The sequence below is a fragment of the Flavihumibacter petaseus NBRC 106054 genome, from assembly GCF_000974785.1.
Taxonomy (GTDB): domain Bacteria; phylum Bacteroidota; class Bacteroidia; order Chitinophagales; family Chitinophagaceae; genus Flavihumibacter; species Flavihumibacter petaseus.
Genome location: NZ_BBWV01000004.1, coordinates 164385 through 177194, shown reverse-complemented (window position 1 = coordinate 177194; position 12810 = coordinate 164385). Strand labels below are relative to the sequence as shown.

General features: G+C 47.8%; 15 protein-coding genes and 1 tRNA gene. 8 read left to right on the top strand and 8 right to left on the bottom strand.

The genetic code is table 11. The annotated features are described in order from the left end of the window. The first annotated feature begins 86 nt into the window (after window positions 1–86). The 4 genes from FPE01S_RS20160 (at window position 87) to FPE01S_RS20145 (ending at window position 3348) form a co-directional block, all read left to right on the top strand. A complete protein-coding gene (locus FPE01S_RS20160) occupies window positions 87–692 on the top strand; it encodes a 5'-nucleotidase C-terminal domain-containing protein (protein ID WP_169749196.1) in 606 nt (201 codons plus the stop codon). Beyond that, on the top strand, window positions 682–1623 hold the full coding sequence (locus FPE01S_RS20155) for a bifunctional metallophosphatase/5'-nucleotidase (protein ID WP_046370895.1): 942 nt from the start codon (window positions 682–684) through the stop codon (window positions 1621–1623). Before FPE01S_RS20160 ends, FPE01S_RS20155 begins: the two co-directional genes overlap by 11 nt. Window positions 1624–1716: 93 nt before the next feature. Further along, a complete protein-coding gene (dnaA, locus tag FPE01S_RS20150) occupies window positions 1717–3150 on the top strand; it encodes a chromosomal replication initiator protein DnaA (RefSeq protein WP_046370894.1) in 1434 nt (477 codons plus the stop codon). A gap of 107 nt (window positions 3151–3257) precedes the next feature. After that, window positions 3258–3348: transfer RNA gene (locus FPE01S_RS20145), tRNA-Ser, on the top strand. A 180-nt stretch (window positions 3349–3528) separates the two neighbouring features. On the opposite strand, the gene FPE01S_RS20140 is transcribed toward FPE01S_RS20145, so the two are convergent. From FPE01S_RS20140 to FPE01S_RS20130, 3 genes are all read right to left on the bottom strand, one after another. Further along, window positions 3529–4185 (bottom strand): response regulator, encoded by a 657-nt coding sequence (locus FPE01S_RS20140; protein WP_046370893.1) that lies wholly within the window; start codon window positions 4183–4185, stop codon window positions 3529–3531. Between the two features lie 212 nt (window positions 4186–4397). Next, window positions 4398–5159 carry a hypothetical protein gene (locus tag FPE01S_RS20135; protein ID WP_046370892.1) on the bottom strand — a complete coding sequence of 254 codons (762 nt, stop codon included), beginning with the start codon at window positions 5157–5159 and terminating at the stop codon, window positions 4398–4400. 98 nt (window positions 5160–5257) lie between these two features. Next, window positions 5258–6091: a hypothetical protein gene (locus FPE01S_RS20130; protein WP_157474113.1), complete on the bottom strand. Its 834-nt coding sequence runs from the start codon at window positions 6089–6091 to the stop codon at window positions 5258–5260. Between the two features lie 71 nt (window positions 6092–6162). On the opposite strand from FPE01S_RS20130, the gene FPE01S_RS20125 reads away from it, so the two are divergent. Beyond that, a complete protein-coding gene (locus FPE01S_RS20125) occupies window positions 6163–6345 on the top strand; it encodes a hypothetical protein (protein WP_046370890.1) in 183 nt (60 codons plus the stop codon). A gap of 56 nt (window positions 6346–6401) precedes the next feature. Here FPE01S_RS20125 and FPE01S_RS20120 read toward each other — a convergent pair whose 3' ends face one another. After that, the gene (locus FPE01S_RS20120; protein WP_245624032.1) at window positions 6402–6794 is read right to left on the bottom strand and encodes a nuclear transport factor 2 family protein; all 393 of its coding nucleotides are present in this window, start codon (window positions 6792–6794) and stop codon (window positions 6402–6404) included. Window positions 6795–6946: 152 nt separating this feature from the next. Here FPE01S_RS20120 and FPE01S_RS20115 point away from each other — a divergent pair, with 152 nt between their 5' ends. Then, a complete protein-coding gene (locus tag FPE01S_RS20115) occupies window positions 6947–7399 on the top strand; it encodes a YciI family protein (RefSeq protein ID WP_046370889.1) in 453 nt (150 codons plus the stop codon). On the opposite strand, the gene FPE01S_RS20110 is transcribed toward FPE01S_RS20115, so the two are convergent. Next, the gene (locus FPE01S_RS20110) at window positions 7391–8086 is read right to left on the bottom strand and encodes a uracil-DNA glycosylase family protein (protein WP_046370888.1); all 696 of its coding nucleotides are present in this window, start codon (window positions 8084–8086) and stop codon (window positions 7391–7393) included. The genes FPE01S_RS20115 and FPE01S_RS20110 overlap by 9 nt on opposite strands. 9 nt (window positions 8087–8095) lie before the next feature. Continuing rightward, complete coding sequence (locus tag FPE01S_RS20105; RefSeq protein WP_046370887.1) at window positions 8096–8944, bottom strand: alpha/beta fold hydrolase; 849 nt, start codon at window positions 8942–8944, stop codon at window positions 8096–8098. 294 nt (window positions 8945–9238) lie between these two features. Between FPE01S_RS20105 and FPE01S_RS20100 the strand changes: the two genes are divergently transcribed. Both FPE01S_RS20100 and FPE01S_RS20095 read left to right on the top strand, forming a co-directional pair. Continuing rightward, window positions 9239–10282, top strand: a complete 1044-nt coding sequence (locus FPE01S_RS20100; protein ID WP_046370886.1) for a sensor histidine kinase — start codon at window positions 9239–9241, stop codon at window positions 10280–10282. Continuing rightward, window positions 10263–11030, top strand: coding sequence for a LytR/AlgR family response regulator transcription factor (locus FPE01S_RS20095; protein WP_046370885.1), 768 nt, complete (start codon window positions 10263–10265; stop codon window positions 11028–11030). Before FPE01S_RS20100 ends, FPE01S_RS20095 begins: the two co-directional genes overlap by 20 nt. A gap of 1 nt (window position 11031) precedes the next feature. Here the strand turns inward: FPE01S_RS20095 and FPE01S_RS20090 are convergent, their stop codons facing one another. After that, window positions 11032–11535: a hypothetical protein gene (locus FPE01S_RS20090; RefSeq protein WP_046370884.1), complete on the bottom strand. Its 504-nt coding sequence runs from the start codon at window positions 11533–11535 to the stop codon at window positions 11032–11034. Between the two features lie 64 nt (window positions 11536–11599). Next, window positions 11600–12808 (bottom strand): carboxypeptidase-like regulatory domain-containing protein, encoded by a 1209-nt coding sequence (locus tag FPE01S_RS20085; RefSeq protein ID WP_046370883.1) that lies wholly within the window; start codon window positions 12806–12808, stop codon window positions 11600–11602. Window positions 12809–12810 lie beyond the last annotated feature (2 nt).

Here is a 12810-nt window from a genome sequence, read left to right as displayed (position 1 = left end):
GCAAGACTTCGTATCAGCCTTCATCGCTGCAGTATGAACAATTCCGGATAACAGAAAAGGCGCCGCAAGATACCAACTTGCAGGCAATGATAAGACCGTATGCGGATAGTGTGAACCGGATTATGAACCAGGTCATCGGAAATGTGGCAACAGATCTTGAAAAAAAGCAGCCGGAAGGCAGCCTGGGTAACCTGATGGCGGATGCTGTATTTGCAGAAGCTTCCCGCGTGTTCAGCAAACAGGTGGATGTTGCATTTATTAATTATGGCGGGATCCGGGTGGCACAGATACCGGCTGGTCCGTTAACGCTGAACCAGGTATTTGAAATGATGCCGTTTGATAATTTGCTGGTGGTACAGCAATTGCCCGGATCGGTGTTGCAGGAGTTCCTCGACAATATTGCTGCGAGGGGCGGATGGCCGATCAGTGGTGGTCAGTTTGTTATACGCAACAAAAAGGCTACAGATGTGTTGATCGGTGGGCAACCACTTGATCTGAACCGTACCTATACTGTAGTGAATTCAGATTATGTGGCCAACGGGGGAGATGATGCCGCGATGTTGCGGTCTTTTCCACAGGAAAACAGGGGGTTTCTGGTACGTGACGCGTTGATTCATTATTTTAAAGGGCTTACCGCAAAAGGTGAAGCTATTACCGCAACTACTTCAAACAGGGTTCGCCATGCCAACTAGGAAAAGATTTATACAGCAAACTGCACTCGCAACCGGTGCATTTCTGGCTGGCGGCATGCTGAACAGCGCGGTGGCCGCTGATGCGGAAGCGGAGGTGGAAAAGCTGACGATCCTTCATACGAATGATGTGCACAGTCGCCTGGAACCGTTCCCGATGGATGGAAGCCGTAACCAGGGATTGGGTGGTGTGGCCGCGCGTGCGTTGGAGATCAGCAAAGTCAGGGCAGAGCAGCGCAACGTATTATTACTCGATGCCGGCGATATCTTTCAGGGAACACCTTTTTTTAATTTCTATAAAGGCGAGCCGGAAATGAAAGCGATGACGATGATGGGGTACGATGCCTGCACCATGGGAAACCATGATTTTGATGCGGGTATGGAGAATTTTGCCACCCAGATGAAGCATGCAAAGTTTCCGGTCATCCTTTGCAACTATGACTTTACGGGAACACCGCTGGAATATAAGACGGTTCCGTATACTATTATTAATAAAGGGAAACTTAAAATCGGGATCACCGGTGTGGGGATTGAAATGAAAGGCCTGGTGCCTGATAACCTGTATGGGAACACTCAATACCTCGATCCGGTTGTTCAGGCCAACCGTGTGGCTGAACAGTTGAAGCGGCAGGATAATTGCGATATGGTCATTTGTCTGAGCCACCTTGGATTCCGGTATCGCGAGCCTAAGGTAAGTGATGAAATATTTGCAAAGGAATCAGTGCATATCGACCTTATCATAGGTGGTCATACACATACATTTTTTGATGCACCTGTTGTGTATAAAAATAAATCAGGGAGTGATGTAGTCGTAAACCAGGTGGGGTGGGCAGGAATCGTTCTAGGCCGCTTGGACTATGCGTTTCAGCGGAATAAAAAGAAAAATTTGGAGGCATCCCATACTGTTGTTATCGGCAAAAAAACTAGTGAGTAAAAAATTTTTTTTTCAATAAAAATATTTGATATTCGTCCCCCTACGTTAGTTTTTTTCACGTCGTAAACTTTACTAAAAACTGCACGATTTATAATGACCAAAACCTTAGATACAGTCTGGAATAGTTGTCTGGAGATCATTAAGGATATCGTGGAGTGGCAGCATTTCAAAACATGGTTCGAACCAATCCGTCCAGTTGAACTGAAGACAAACATCCTGGTGATCCAGGTGCCCAGTCAGTTCTTTTATGAATACCTGGAAGAACATTATGTAAATCTTCTGGCAAAGACTTTGCGGAGAGTATTGGGTAAAGATGCTCAACTGGAATACAGGATCATGGTTGACAGCGGTAATCATAAGAACAAGCCTTTAACGATGGACATACCCGCCCATGGTTACAAGACTTATTCCAATAATGAAATGGATTTTCCGTTGGTGATCAACAACCCGGTGAAGAATCCGTTTGTGATTCCCGGTTTGAAGAAGATGCAGATCGATCCGCAGCTGAATCCCATTTATACATTTGATAGTTATGTGGAAGGTGATTCCAATCGTGTTGCCCGTCGTGCCGGTAAAACGGTAGCGGAGAAGCCCGGTGCGAACTCCTTCAACCCGCTGGTGATATATGGTGGTGTTGGTCTTGGAAAGACGCACCTGGCCCAGGCGATCGGAAATGAGGTGAAGCGTGTCAATGCCAATAAGGTGGTATTATACGTGAGCTCCGAAAAGTTCATCAACCAGTTTGTGGATCACAGCCGGAATAATGCCATTAACGACTTTATCCATTTTTACCAGTTAATCGATGTGCTGATCATTGATGATGTTCAGTTCTTTAACCGGGCAGAAAAGTCACAGGATGCTTTTTTTGCCATCTTCAATCACCTGCATCAGAGTGGTAAGCAGTTGATCCTCACTTCCGACAAGGCTCCCAAAGACCTTGAGGGTGTTCAGGAAAGATTGTTGAGTCGTTTCCGCTGGGGCTTAAGTGCCGATCTGCAAGTGCCTGATTATGAGACGAGAATCGAGATCCTTGAGCGTAAGATGAAGAATGACGGGTTGGAAATGCCCAAGGAAGTAGTTAAATATCTGGCTTACAATATCAACAGTAACGTACGGGAGCTCGAAGGGGCTTTGATCTCCCTTTTGGCACAATCTTCGCTGAACCGGAGGGAAATAGACCTAGAATTGGCGAAGAAAGTGCTCCGTAACTTTGTGAAGACTTCCTCCAAGGAGATCACCATAGAAGCGATCCAGAAAATGGTTTGCGACTATTTTGATGTGGCCTATGATAAGCTATTGCAGAAGACCCGCAAAAGGGAAATTGTTCAGGCCCGCCAGATAACCATGTACCTGGCGAAGAGTTTCACCAAGAATTCACTGAAAACCATTGGCGAACATTTTGGTGGCCGTGATCATACTACAGTGATCCATTCCTGCCAGACGGTGAAAGACCTCATGGATACAGATAACGTATTCAGGGAAAATGTGATGGAACTACAGCAGAAGGTGCAACTCGCAGCATTGTAAGCCATACATTGAAAAAATACCGGCCGGATCATTGATCCGGCTTTTTTCTTTTGTTCGGAAACTGCAAATCCTTATTTTTGCGTCCCCTTGTGTTTTACGGGGTATTCGGTGAGGTGCCTGAGTGGCCGAAAGGGCCGGTTTGCTAAACCGTTGTACGAGCTTAAACTTGTACCGAGGGTTCGAATCCCTCCCTCACCGCAACCAAAGAGCGGCCGCTGATTGTAGTCAGCGGCTTTTTTGTTTCGGGGCGTCAGCGCCGGCCGCTCTTCGGTTGCAGGGCCCCACCTTCGCTATAGCTTCGGTGGGCGCTGCCCCTCCCGGGGATCACCGCAGCTAATCCCTTACCACTAGTACAGACGAAATCTTTTATATTTCAACTCAGGGATTGTATAGCCCATGCCGGATGGCATAGACAGCGAGTGCAGTTGCGTTCTTTACTTCCATTTTATCAAAAAGCCGTTCCCTGTAGGTCTCAACGGTCCTCGAGCTGAGGTGAAGCTGTTCCCCGATTTCCTTGTTGGAAAGTCCTTCACACATCAAGGCAATAATATCTTTCTCCCGCGCACTGAACACGGGCATCGTTTTCGGGCGTTGCAGGTAACATTCACTCCGGGCGATCAGGCTGGTAAGTTGCCTGGAGGTCTGTGCACAGAAATAGTTTCCCCCGGCAGCAACGGTTTGAATAGCAATGATGAGTTCTTCTTTGGACACCTGTTTCTGTACATACCCTTTTGCGCCTGCTTCCAGCATCTGGATGATCAGGTGTTCTTCGAGAAACAGTGAAAAGGCTATGATCTTTACTGCAGGGTCTTCGGTATGAAGCACCCGGGTCGCTTCAATGCCATCTACTCCCGGCATCTGAATATCTGTTATGATAACATCAGGCTGCCACTGCCGCGCAAGATCAATCAGTTCCTGGCCATTCGCTGCTTCACCCACCAGTTCGATATTTGGTGCATGTTTCAACAGGAAATGAAAGCCATCCCTTAACAGGGGATGGTCATCTGCTACCAGTAACCGGATAGGATAATGCATCTGTTAAAATAAACATTTTTTCTGCCAGCGGATCAATGGTTCATCACCGAAGAAGGGTATGTCCCTGAAAATTTACAGATTCCTGACGTGCAGATAAGGGTAAACATTTATCCGGCCGCGTGCAGACTAACGGTTTGGCATACCCGGCCATAACTGAAAGACCAGCGAACTGCTGTCCGCTGGTCTTCAGGCACAAAATATTTTGCATTACATCAATGGTACCTTTTCACTACGGTGAACAGGAAACGATCGGGTTCGCCCATGGCGCCTGATTCAGCCCGCAGCTGTTTGAGCTGGTCTGATTTCCAGAAAGCATTGGCTTTCGCTGTATCCAGCACGGCCACTACTACCATAACCGTCTTGTCGTCGTCGGCAGCATGTCCATACACCCTGTCAGTTACGCCGTTGTCGATACGAATCTGGCGGTGGCTTTCAAATGACTTCTGCCAGGTGTCCCAGTCCTTTACCTTGAATTTGCTGCGGGAACGTACGGCAGTGCTGACAGCCGCGGTATCCTGGAATACTGCCGTCAGGAAATCGATGGTTGGAGGCCCTTTGACACCGGCCTGCTGCATAGCTTTCTTCAGTTCGGCCGACTTGCTGAATGCTTTGGCCTTCACGATATCATCAATCTTAACTGCAACCAGCACAACGTTTGGATCCTGCACGCCACGGCCGATCACATAACTGTGTATGCCATTGGCCAGCCGTAGAGAGTCGTGCGATTCATATGAGGCCAGGAATTTGTCAAAATCTGCAACCGTGTGTTTCACGGTCATCATGTTTTGAGGTGTTGTGACAATGGTAGAAACCGGTGGCGGGGGCACGCTTTCTGTTTTTGTTGCTGCACTGGTATCCGAAGCAGCAGCATCGCTGGCTTCCTTAGCCTGTTTTTCAGATGGACCGCCGCAGGAGAGCACGCAAAAAGTTATCAAACCCAGCATAGGGGCCGATAGTAACGAAGTGGACTTCATATTGTTGATTTTGGGTGAATCTGAGCCTGGCGGAAGGGAGTATTCAAAGGGAGGGTACTTAAATATACTCTTTTATCTGCAAATACTACCCGTAAAAATCAATAGGCGAAATCCAGGTTATATCCCCCGTTGTACTCGGGATGACCGGGGTAGGATGTGCGTACTTCAGATTTTACCGGGTGGCGATCGTTCATCGTATAAGTGTTTTCAATTATCATTTCTACCTGGCCACCTGCAGACTTGTTGATTTTTGCCGGAAGCCGGCCACCAAGTTCCTGCAGAAAAGGCTGATTGTAGATTTCATATAACGGTGCCAGATCTGTGGTTTGTATCAGTACAAATGGATTGTAACTGCAGGCTGGTGTGTAAGCCTCGAAATCGTAGCGGATACTGTGGTTGTTGAAATCCGTAGAAACGATATGCGTCGGCAGCTGATCGTTTCCGTAAAAATATACCGATCGCCACTGCAGTTTTTTTTGTCCATCAGTAACCCGGTAGTATGTCAGGTCAGCCAGTTTGCCGTTGCCCGCATAGTTATAATGCAGTTGGGTGAATGCCGTTGTCCAGTAGTCTGAAAGCAGGGCGTCTTTGACCTTGCCGGAGGGATAGTAAATGTATTCCGCTATTTCGCCGGAGCGTTTGTTCCAGATGGTCTGTACACCGGCTTCGCCGTAGTCAAAAAAAGTGGTGTCTTTATATTGTGCCGGCGTAACGTAGGCGATATATTGCAGCGCTGAATCCTCCGAATAGTGGAGTGCCGCAGTTGCCTCCACGCCTTCACTCCAGGTGAGGAAACGTAACAATTTTCCATTTACCGGCGGCGGCTGATCCGGATTGCGGGGACCGGGGTCATTTTCCCGGGAGCAGGAAAAAAAAGCAGTCAGCAGCACCAAGGCGGGAAGGTAAATGCCCAAGGTGAAATTTCTGTTCATGGATTCGATTTTGCAGGCTGACACAGGCGTTTCAGCAAGTGTTGCACGCTTATCATGTATTTAGGATATCGATGAACAAATTTCTGGCCGGGCTCCGCAGGAGTGAGGCAATCGATCAACTGCAACGGATATTCCCGTCGCAGTCCCGCGCCGCAGTCGAATCCGCATATGATCTCGCTGGCGGAAAGAAGAGAGTTGCATACCGAATGCTGGAAACTGAGGAGTTGCTGGCAAAAGGCGAAGCTGCCTGGTAAAAAGAAAGCAGCCTGAAGCTGCTTCCCTTGTTTGTTACTCTTTTCTGAAGATTGCGTTACCAGAAAAATTGTTCGGAAACGACTTTGCCGTCTTTCACAGTATAAACACAGATTTCCGGCATGCTCATTCTTTCCTGCCCTTTCATGGTAAGGTCCATTTGCAGGACAAAGGAAAATGCATTTCCGGCGATTTGTGGCTCGGATACATCAACACGATGAACCTTGTCCACCGAACTCAGCCATTTATCCATTTTATCCGCTACGGCTTTCTTTCCTTTGGTTTCTTTGGAAAAGCCTTTCATTTCTTCAGGTTCTGTACTGACCACATCATCAGCGTACATCGCTTTCTGGGCATCGGTAAAATCTCCTTTAACACAATACTCGCGAAGCTTATTCGCAATTGCTTCCACATTGCCCGTTTTACCGGGGGACATTGTTGCTGTTGACATAAAATAAGTTTTGTTTGAAAGCAATAAAACCGGGCCAGCTGCGGCACGAAGGTCAACAGAAATCTGAATGGCGGAACCTTGTTCCCCATATTGTGGCACCGACCGGGCGTTTGCGGCAACTATTCTGTAGCTTTCAGATACAATCATTCAACATGAAAGCCTTACTAATCTTTCTTTCCTGCTGTTGTTGTACTGGCCTGACCGCGTTCGCACAGCCTGCCGGTTTTGATAAGAAGCTTGCCGATTCCCTCGGTGCCGATGCCTATGGTATGAAGTCCTACGTTCTGGTGATGCTAAAATCCGGCACCGGGAATCCGGCCAAAGAAACAGTGGACAGTCTTTTCAGGGGCCATATGGAAAATATCGGCCGCCTGGCAAAGGAAGGAAAACTCATCGTTGCAGGACCGCTTAAAAAGAATGATAAAAACTACCGGGGTATTTTCATTTTGAACGTGAAAACTGTAGAAGAGGCGACTGCCCTGCTGCAAACTGACCCTGCGATCAAACGGGGAGTGCTGGTTGCGGAGAGCTACGGCTGGTATGGCTCAGCGGCCCTGCCAATGTACCTGCCTTACCACAACGCCATCGAACAGCAGTCACATTGATTGTAAAGCTGTGAGGTATTTATCAATATAGTAGTGCTTCTCCCGGCTTTTGTATTGCATGATATAGCGTGGATGTTCCAGTGCGATGATCTTTTGAAAGAAGCCGAATTCATCATTCAGCCCCTGAAGAAATTTCACATTCTTCCCGGTACCCAGGCAAATGGCTGTATCTGTGAATATTCCCAATGCGATCAGGTTGCGGAGACTGGAGATCATGAATGGCCGTGCGGCTGCTGTCAATGCCGCACTGTCATAATAATTATAATTGACCTCTTTGCCATTGTCCTTTTCCTGCACAAATCCCAGCGGGCAGGGAGAGTTGATGTAAAAACGGTTGTAAAAGTCGATCGGTCCGCCATATGCCGCAATCATATCGTAAATAAATACCGAAGAGGGTTCATGTGCCATCGGGCCGTCATAAGGAATGCCGCAAACCTCCTTTAGCCGTTTAGGATCGGTGAAGGGGATACCCGTTATGCCGCCGCCAAATCGCCCGGGATTGATCCCGAGCAGGATATGCCGCTGGTCACCGGTATGCAGGAATTTTGCTGCGAATGCTTCCAGGATGGCAGGAGCTTTCAGGGACTCGCGAAAGGGATTCATGATGCGGATGCCCTCCGGAAGCTTTTTCCCTGTATAAACCAGCTGCTGATGAAAACGAATGACTTTCTGCCCGAAACTTTCCATCGGCTAAAGCTAATTACAATAACCGGGAATAACAGTGCTGCAGGAGTGCTGTTGAACAAAGTTGCCGATCACCTGGTAGAGTTCAAAAGGGTTGTCATAAAAAACAAAATGATCGCTGTTGGAAATGGCAGCGACCTGTTTGCCCTGTTCCCTCAACAGCGAAAGGTAGGAGAGGTGTTTGTTCGCTGAACCATAAATGAACAAAGCCGGTAGTTCCAGGGCCAGGTATTGCTGCAGCAGCTCTCCTGTCGAAGAATAGGCAACTGTCTGGAAGCTGTACTGATAATAGGCATGAACATCAGTATTCAGCTGCAGGTTGTTGGCAATGATATGGTAGCCTGTATTTCCTTTTGACTTCATTTCCCGGACAGTGTTGTCAAAGATTTGCTGTTGAAATGTTGGCCAGTCGTGCCGCACCACTTTTGCAGAAAACATGCAGTCTTCAGCAAGCAGGTTACCTTCAATATTGATATATCCCTTCACCTTGTGGGCATTGGCTCCTTTCAGGTAACGCAGCGTGGTCAATCCGCCCATGCTGGAACCGCAGAGCCAGAAACTGTCCAGTGCCAGGTGCGTTATAAATAGTTCCATGACATTGACCAGGTCATCAATGTTCCAGCACAGGTGATCGTAATAGGTAGAATTTCCGGTACCCGGATTGTCCATCGCAATCAGTGTATTGTTGCAAAGGGCTTCTGATTTTACTGCTTCCCAGAAATTTTCCTTGCAACCACCCAGGCCATGCGCAAACACGATAATGTCTTTACTTCCGTGCCGGTAGAAGTATTCAATATTAAACCGATGATCCCGGTACACCAGGGCTGCTGTCTGGACAGAAGGTGTGTATTTTCTATGCATATGGAGGGGGATGAAGGGCGGCGGAGGAATTAAAATTACTGCACCGGTGCATGCATTGGTGACCGATTTCGGTGAAACGTCTTATTTTTCTTTTGAAGTGTGGGAATCCGGTGTTAAAAGTCAGGTACAGCCTTTGACAGTTCAGCTGCCGGATTGATCATTTCCGCTGCATCCGGCAGAAAGTACAGAGAACAGCGGTTAGCTTAGCCCGGAATGTCTGATAAGCGGGCATAAACCGTGATAGATCACTTGAGTCACGGGAGCACTCCCTTTATTTTTACAAATAAAAATGGCATGAATGAGAAGCGGCTGCGATTAACCGGCTACCTGGTCATTACCTCCCTGTTTTTCATCTTCTTTATGATGGATATGCTTTTTACCTGGAAGGTAGCCCAGCTGCAGCTGAAGATCGTTTTCATCACCATCCTGTTTTCGGTATTGGTTTGGGAACCAACCAGGGCGGTGATTCTCTTGTTGCGCAGGCGCCTGCCGGGCCTGATCAACCTGCGCAGCCGGGTGATGTGGGAGCTCCTGATCCTCATTCCGTATGCCTGTTTGCTGGGATGTGCCCGGGTGTACCTCGAAGATCTTACCCTCGTGTGGGGAGTAAGGGTGGCATCGCTGGGAAATTACCTGTATACGATCGGGGTGTGCATGTTATTTATTCTTCTCGAGGCTGCAGTATATGAAGGCGCTTATTTTTTTGTTGAATGGAACCGTGCAAGGAATGAAGCAGAGGAATTGAAGAAGATCAATATGCAGGTACAGCTTGACCTGCTGAAAGTACAGATCCAACCTCATTTTTTGTTCAATACCCTGAACACGCTGATCGGACTGATTGAACTCAGACCAAAGGATGCTATCGACTTTACGGAGAAACTCGCGTATATCTATCGTTACTTGCTGGAAGCAAATGACCGGACGCTGATTGAATTGGAGGAAGAAGTCCGGTTCGTGCGGGCTTTTTTTTCACTGCTGAAAACCCGGTATGGCAATGCCCTTCATATGCAGATTGACATCCCCGGCGACCAGGGGTTCGAGCTTCCCCCGCTGAGTCTCCAGATTCTTCTGGAAAATGCCGTAAAGCATAATGCTATGACACAGGCGCGCCCGCTGAATTTTCTGGTCACGCTTGACGAGGAAGAGAACAGCCTGTGTATCATGAACAATATCCAGCTGCGCGACAGTGTCTCCGGAACCGGAAAGGGGCTGCCCCTGCTGAAAAAGAAATTCGCATTGTTAAACCTGCCGCCAGTGGAGATTTCTTCTTCCCGAAGCCATTTTGTGGTTACACTCCCGCTGGTGAAACGTTATTCTTATGAAAGTATTGATCGTTGAAGACGAGCTGATTGCTGCACGCCGGTTGAAAAGCATGTTGTCGGAACTGGACCGGGAGATAGCGGTAGTTGATACCATCGATAGTGTTGCGCAATTCAGAAAGGTCTCCTCCAACCTCCCTGAAGTTGATCTGATTTTTCTTGATATTGAGCTCGGCGACGGAAAAAGTCTTGATATTCTTTCCCAGCTTAGATTGGAGTGTCCGGTCATTTTTATTACTGCCTACCAGGAATATGCGTTGAAGGCTTTTAAGCTGAACAGCGTTGACTACCTGCTCAAGCCATTGCAGCGTGAAGAACTGGAATCAGCGATGCTTAAGTTCAGGAAATTTCACCTGGGCAGGCAAAACGATTTTTCGCGCCAGTTGCAAATGGTATTGCATAGCCTTCAGACTGGTGAAATAAAAGCTTCCCGCGACCGCTTTCTCGCCAGGCAGGGAACACGTTTCATATCTGTAGCGACAGATCAGATCGCCTATTTCTATAAGAAGGAAAAGCTGCAATTCATCAAGACCGTGCAGAACGAGGATTTCGTAATTGACAAGAGCCTGGAAGATATTGAGCTTGAGGTGGACGAAAAAAGCTTCTTTCGCGCAAACCGGCAATTTGTGCTGCGATACGAAAGTATTGATCGCGTTCATGCCTGGTTCTCCGGGAAATTACGCGTGCAGGTTAAACCGATCGCTTATGAAGAGATCATTATCAGTCGCCTGAAAGCTGCTGATTTCAAACGCTGGCTGGGGGAATAACTTACAACGGAATGGGTATTTCAAGCGTCATGGCTTCGTCCACTTCGATCGTGTCATTGAGAAAGTGGATATGCCGCAGCTGGTTTCCATAAGCTACGGTCATAAAAAAGATGGTTTGTGAGAAATCCCTTCTTTCGTTCACCCACAGAATCCTGCAGCCTGGGTACATGATTTTTGCTTCCCTTTTTACCTGGCGGTCGAGCATTTCTTCGGGATAACCTAATATGGTATTGATCCAGCGGCCGGCAGGAGTGTACCGGCATTGTATGATTTTGCCATTGAGGGAAGCGAGGGCGTACCAGCTGTTGCGTTTCCAGTACCATACCTCGTTAACTGCATTACCATAATCCCTTTCAAAGTTGCGGATTGCTTTAAGATTTACCTCATTGCGCAGTGTTACCAGTTTTCCGGACGGGCTATACCCGGAAGTGTCATTTTGTTGTGCATTCACTGTGATACAAGCCGTCAGCAACAGGCCCATGCACAATGGAAACCATTTTTTCATAATCCAGATTTTCGGGTCTTATAAGGTACGTAAAAAACAAGAAAAGGGATGCTTCTGTAGTACATCATGGCCGGTATTCCACCGGTAGCCTTGTAGCCAGCTTTTCCCACCAGCCCCAGAAGCCATTGCAATAGAGTTGGGTAGAAAGAAAATAGCCGTCCTGGTCAATTTCAAGTACCGCGTTATCCAGCAACAGCAGTTCGGAAACGGGTGTTTCGTTCGAAACGTGCTGTACTACCTGGTTGGGTTTCAGCTTCCCGGTATTCATTTTTTCGGATAGGTGCAACTGATATTCCGCTGGTGTTCTTTTCCGCCTGAATCTTACCAGCAGGTAGTCACGGTACTGTACCAATGTGGATGTTCCCGAGCGCCGCGCGATCTGGTCAAACGTTACAGGCTCGGGAGACTGCTGTGTTTCCCGGTCGGGTTGTCCGAGCACCGTTTCATAATATCTTACCGTATCCCGAGGCATCTTTTTCCAGTCATTGTTATTGCGGATCGCCCTTTGCACGCGCTGCTTTTCAATGTTTTCGGTTACGATCAGTTGATGGAGCTCGTATTTGCTGCTGAATTTATCAGCCGCAAGGAGCGTTAGAAAATACTGCAGGGAATATTCGTAAGCGAATTCGCGGTTCTCTTTCCATGTCACAATTTCGTCTTCAGTTCCCTCCAGCGGTGTATAGCGGGTATAAAACTGAAAGTCTGTCACACCATTATCCAGTTGCAGCACAAATTCCGTCAGGTCAATGGTGACCGCGTATCCCAATGCCCGGTTCTCCAGTTGGATCGGTTCATCGGCATAGGCAATCAGCAGGGCATTTTCCCGGTCGTGCACGAAGTGTATTTTATCTTTGTTCAGTATAAGGCAGTATCGGGCAAAAGAGGAAGTCCCGATAAAAGCATCCATAAAGGACTTTCCCCATTTCAGCCAGCCTCCTTTGTCCGGCTCCCTTACAACCACTTCATTCAGGCCCGTCGATTTGGTTTTAAGATCAATTTGCAGCAACCTGTTTCTTTGTGCCGGCGTAATTGTTGTTGCCAGCAGTTCGTAACCAATAGAGGAGATAACCAGTGTGAAGTTTCCTTCGGGAAGGTTTCCGAGCATGAAATTCCCTTCATTGTCTGTTAATGTTCCCCTGGAACTATTGGGGATATAGATGCTTGCTTTTTCCAGGGGTTCGCCTTTTTCATTGCGCACCTTTCCTTTCACGAGGTCTTGCGCGGAAATCCTGATGGATATGAGAGACAGCAACATCAGCAAAAGGTTTTTCATGG

Excerpts from the sequence above, each read along its gene's own strand:
- FPE01S_RS20160 (WP_169749196.1), top strand. The coding sequence starts at position 87 with ATGATAAGACCGTATGCGGATAGTGTGAACCGGATTATGAACCAGGTC.
- FPE01S_RS20155 (WP_046370895.1), top strand. The coding sequence starts at position 682 with ATGCCAACTAGGAAAAGATTTATACAGCAAACTGCACTCGCAACCGGT.
- dnaA (WP_046370894.1), top strand. The coding sequence starts at position 1,717 with ATGACCAAAACCTTAGATACAGTCTGGAATAGTTGTCTGGAGATCATT.
- FPE01S_RS20140 (WP_046370893.1), bottom strand. The coding sequence starts at position 4,185 with ATGCATTATCCTATCCGGTTACTGGTAGCAGATGACCATCCCCTGTTA.
- FPE01S_RS20135 (WP_046370892.1), bottom strand. The coding sequence starts at position 5,159 with ATGAAGTCCACTTCGTTACTATCGGCCCCTATGCTGGGTTTGATAACT.
- FPE01S_RS20130 (WP_157474113.1), bottom strand. The coding sequence starts at position 6,091 with ATGAACAGAAATTTCACCTTGGGCATTTACCTTCCCGCCTTGGTGCTG.
- FPE01S_RS20125 (WP_046370890.1), top strand. The coding sequence starts at position 6,163 with ATGAACAAATTTCTGGCCGGGCTCCGCAGGAGTGAGGCAATCGATCAA.
- FPE01S_RS20120 (WP_245624032.1), bottom strand. The coding sequence starts at position 6,794 with ATGTCAACAGCAACAATGTCCCCCGGTAAAACGGGCAATGTGGAAGCA.
- FPE01S_RS20115 (WP_046370889.1), top strand. The coding sequence starts at position 6,947 with ATGAAAGCCTTACTAATCTTTCTTTCCTGCTGTTGTTGTACTGGCCTG.
- FPE01S_RS20110 (WP_046370888.1), bottom strand. The coding sequence starts at position 8,086 with ATGGAAAGTTTCGGGCAGAAAGTCATTCGTTTTCATCAGCAGCTGGTT.
- FPE01S_RS20105 (WP_046370887.1), bottom strand. The coding sequence starts at position 8,944 with ATGCATAGAAAATACACACCTTCTGTCCAGACAGCAGCCCTGGTGTAC.
- FPE01S_RS20100 (WP_046370886.1), top strand. The coding sequence starts at position 9,239 with ATGAATGAGAAGCGGCTGCGATTAACCGGCTACCTGGTCATTACCTCC.
- FPE01S_RS20095 (WP_046370885.1), top strand. The coding sequence starts at position 10,263 with ATGAAAGTATTGATCGTTGAAGACGAGCTGATTGCTGCACGCCGGTTG.
- FPE01S_RS20090 (WP_046370884.1), bottom strand. The coding sequence starts at position 11,535 with ATGAAAAAATGGTTTCCATTGTGCATGGGCCTGTTGCTGACGGCTTGT.
- FPE01S_RS20085 (WP_046370883.1), bottom strand. The coding sequence starts at position 12,808 with ATGAAAAACCTTTTGCTGATGTTGCTGTCTCTCATATCCATCAGGATT.